This window comes from Synechococcus sp. GFB01 (assembly GCF_001039265.1).
Lineage (GTDB): Bacteria > Cyanobacteriota > Cyanobacteriia > PCC-6307 > Cyanobiaceae > NIES-981.
In genome coordinates, this window is sequence record NZ_LFEK01000102.1 from 1 (window position 1) to 4,012 (window position 4,012).

Annotated in this window: 1 protein-coding gene and 2 pseudogenes; all 3 read right to left on the reverse strand. The window is 67.8% G+C overall.

Annotated features, from left to right (window positions below):
• Window positions 1-222: 222 nt before the first annotated feature.
• Window positions 223-678: a hypothetical protein gene (locus tag SYNGFB01_RS09910; RefSeq protein WP_048017896.1), complete on the reverse strand. Its 456-nt coding sequence runs from the start codon at window positions 676-678 to the stop codon at window positions 223-225.
• A gap of 17 nt (window positions 679-695) precedes the next feature.
• Window positions 696-3,687, reverse strand: a pseudogene (gene ppc, locus SYNGFB01_RS09915) (phosphoenolpyruvate carboxylase).
• Window positions 3,684-4,012, reverse strand: a pseudogene (locus SYNGFB01_RS14685) (putative glutamate--cysteine ligase); the annotation flags it as partial. The pseudogenes SYNGFB01_RS14685 and ppc, both read right to left, overlap by 4 nt.

Sequence of the window (4,012 nt, forward strand, 5' to 3'; positions counted from 1 at the left end):
CGTCGAACTGGATCTGACGATATTCCACCGTGATCCCGTTGTTGAGAGCGTTGAAGTCCTTGATCAGGTTCGGAGCCGGCTGGATGTCGCGGTCGAGCGACCAGACGGTGATCTTCACGTCTTCTGCCTGGGCGGAAAGCGTGAACAGGGAGWCCCTTTCTCAGTGCTCTGAGGAGGGCAAGCGGAGTTTTTGTTGCTGATGCCCGAGAGCAGCCCGGGTGCTCAGCGCAGCCGCAGTCCCATGGCCCTGATGCCACCGGGGTCGAGCACGAAGCCATGTCGCTCCAGGGCCCGCAGAGCCTCCGGGGGTGCCGAGAGGGAGATGCTGCAGCCTGCCAGTTCGCGTCGCAGCCGCTGCAGGGAGCCGTGCACCAGAGCCTGCAGGATCGCACCCCGGCCCGGATCCGCCGGATTGCTGAGCAGATCCCAGAGGTTGGCGTTGAGAGCCAGATCGCTGGTGGCGCGCACGAACCCCAGCAGCTCGCCGCCTGCCCCCGTGACGGCCAGGTGCCAGAGGCTGCGCTCCAGGAGCCGTTGCCAGCGCTCCTGCGGGCGAGGGGCCTCGCCGGCCAGCTGAAGCAGCCGGTTGAGGCCGTCGCAGTCTGGCCAGGAATTCTGCAGCAGCTGGCAGCCCTCCGGCAGGCGAGGGGCCGGCGGCTGGCTGCGGAAGGGGAGCAACAGGGATTCCAGGATCGTCAGCCGGTGTTGCGCATCCCGGCGGCGATGCCGTTGATGGTGAGCAGGGCCCCGCGCAGCAGTTCGCTGCGGCTGTAGGTGCGGCCATCGCCGTCCGGCGCGGCGGCTTCGCTCATCGGTGGCTGGCGGTTCTGGTCGCGCAGTCGGCGCAGCAGGGCCACCTGAAGGAATCCCAGCGGCACGATCGTGCGGTTGCGCAGATCCACGGAGAGCTGCAGGGCGGGGTCGCCATCCAGCAGCCGCTGGTGGCCGGTGATCCTCAGCACCAGCGCCCGGGTGAGGCTGAACTCGCTGGCGATGGTCTCGAAGATCCCCTCGAAGGCCGGCCTCGACTCCGGTCTGCTGAGGGCCTGCACGTAGTGATGGGCCAGTTCGATGTCGACCTTGGAGAGCGTCATCTCCACCTTCGAGATCAGCATGCGGAAGAAGGGCCAGCGCTGATAGAGCAGCTGGAGCAGTTCCATCTGGCCGGGATCGCGGTCGAGTTCCTCCTGCAGCGCCGCCCCCACCCCGAACCAGCTGGGCAGCAGAAAACGGCTCTGGGTCCAGCCGAAGACCCAGGGAATCGCCCGCAGGCTGGAGAGATCCCGTGCGCCGCTCTTGCGCCGGGCCGGCCGGCTCGAGATCTGCAGCTTGCTGATCTCCTCGATCGGCGTGCACTGCTGGAAGAACTCCACCAGGTCGGGGTTGTCGTGCACCAGTGCCCGGTAGAAGTCGCGCGAGCGCGCGGCCAGGCGCTCCATCAGGGCATTCCAGCTGGGGGTGTTATCGAGGGGGGTGCTCACCAGGCTGTTCTGGATCACCGCGGTGGTGACCGTCTCCAGGTTGTAGAGGGCCAGCTCGGGAAGGGCGTATTTCGAGGCCAGCACCTCGCCCTGCTCGGTGATCTTGATGCGGCCGTTGAGCGTGCCGCTGGGTTGGGCCAGGATCGCCTGGTAGGCCGGCCCACCGCCGCGACCGACCGAGCCGCCGCGGCCGTGGAAGATCCTCAGGGCCACGCCGTGGCGGCTGGCCAGCTGCTGCAGGGCGATCTGGGCCTTGTGGATCTCCCAGTTGCTGGAGAGGAAGCCGGAGTCCTTGTTGCTGTCGGAGTAGCCGAGCATCACCTCCTGAAGCGGCTGATCGCCGTCGCCGCCGGCCAGCAGCCTGCGGTAGCAGGGCTGGCTGAACAGCGCCTCCATCACGGCCGGGGCCCCTGCAGGTCCTCCACCGTCTCGAACAGCGGCACCACCAGCAGGGAGGAGCGCTCAGCCACCGGATCCACCACGCCGGCCTCCTTGGCCAGCAGCAGCACCTCCAGCAGGTCCGACACCGTGTGGCTCATCGAGATCACGTAGGTGCGGCAGATGCGGGTGCCGAATTCCAGCTGCAGCCGCTGCAGCATGCGGAACACGGCGAAGGTCTCCGCCGTGGGAGGACTCCACCGGGCCGCGGCGGGCACAAGAGGGCGGCGGGTCTGCAGCTCGGCCAGCAGCCAGGCCACCTTCTCGTCCTCCGCCATGTCGCCGTAGGGAACCGGCAGCCGCAGGTAGCGGGTCAGTTCGTCGAGGGCATCGCTGTGGCGGGTGCTCTCCTGGCGGATGTCCAGGCTGGCCAGGCAGAAGGCGAAGATCTGGGCCTGGCTGATCAGATGCTGCAGCGCCTCACAGGTCAGGCCGGTGCTCGCCAGGCTCTGCTGCACGAGCTCCAGGTCGCTGCGGAAGTCATCCACCGTGGCGTAATGGAGATCAGCACCGCCGCCCATGGCCAGACCGCCGCCGCTGCTGCCCCGGGCACGGCGCTGGCTTCACAGGGCATCTCCCAGCCGGCTTGGGCCAGTTGCTGATTGCGCTGGTGGGTGAGCTCCAGGCGCTCGAGCACATAGCTGAGCTTGAGCCGGTAGGGCTCGAGTCGGTAGCGGGCTGCCCGTTCCTCGTAGATCTCGGGGAAGCGCAGCCGGTCCATCTCCAGGGATTCGAGCAAGGCCGCACTCACCTGGCTCCACTGCATCGAGATGCTGAGCTGGTCGCGCAGCTCGGCCACCGCCTTGATGTAGCGCTCCAGCATCAGCTGCCGCTGATAGCAGGCCGTGCGCCAGGTGATCTCCGGAGTCACCGAAGGGTTGCCATCCCGGTCGGAGCCCACCCAGGAGCCGAAGCTGCAGAAGGCGTCGCGAGGCGGCTCCACATCGGGATAGCTTTCGGTCAGGGCGGTGCGGATGCGCTTGCGGAGCAGCGGCATCGCCTCGAACAGCACCTGATGGAAATAGTGGAGGGCGTAATCCACCTCATCCAGCACGGTGGGTTTGAACTGATGCAGTTCATCGGTGCGCCACCACAGGCGGATCTCCTCCTCGAGCTGCTGGCGCAGGCTGCGCAGCTCCAGGGAGTTCAGGCTGGTGTCCTGTTGCAGCTGCTGGATCAGGGTGGCCACGCGGCGCTGCTTGTGCCGCACGGTGTGCCGCACGATCTCGGTGGGATGAGCCGTGAACACCAGCCGCAGGTCGAGATCGCGCAACAGCGTTTCCAGCTGCGCCGGGGGCACATTCAGAGCCCGCAGCCGCTTGAAGAGCTGGCGGAAGGTGGCCGGATCGCTCTGGCTGGCCAGGGCCGGCAGGAACGGGTCGCTGGGGGCGGCCTCAGGATGGGTGTGCAGGCTGTGGAGATAGCTGTCCTCCTCGATGTGCTGCTCGAGGATGTTGACCAGCTGGAAATAGAGGGAGAAGGCCCGTGCCGCGGCGATCGCCTCGGCCAGGTCCATGGTGCGGATCAGCTCCACGATCGCGGCGGCTGTGTCGCGGCTGTCCTCGCCACTGGCGCTGAGCTGCTTGAGCTGCAGGAGCCGCTCGGCCTGCTCCGGCGGACATTCGCTGCGCAGCACCGTCTGCCACAGGTCCTCCACCAGTTCCATCCGCTCCGCAAGAAGGCGGGACACCCGGGGCGAGGGTTCGCCGGTCGGGACCAGCGCGGTCGGCAGGGAAGCGGGGTCGGCGGCTTGCATGATGCCGATCATCCCAAAAGGCAGGCACGCCCGTCTGTGACCAGCTTGGCCAGCTGCGCTTCCCGCTTCGCCAGGGCGGCCGCATCGCTGGCCACGATCGCGCCCACGGCTTCACCGGCCCGATGGCGACGCAGCCAGTCGATCGCCTGATTGCCGTGCTCCAGCACGGATTCCAGTTCGACCAGCAGCTGGGTCAGCCCCAGCTCGGCCGCCAGCGGGGCCATGGTCTCCAGATTGGAGCGCAGCCACTGCCGTGCCTGGATCGGGCTGCCGTCACTCCAGTGCTGCAGGGTTGCGTCCAGGCTGGAGCGGGCGGCGGTCCGGTCGTTGGCATCGG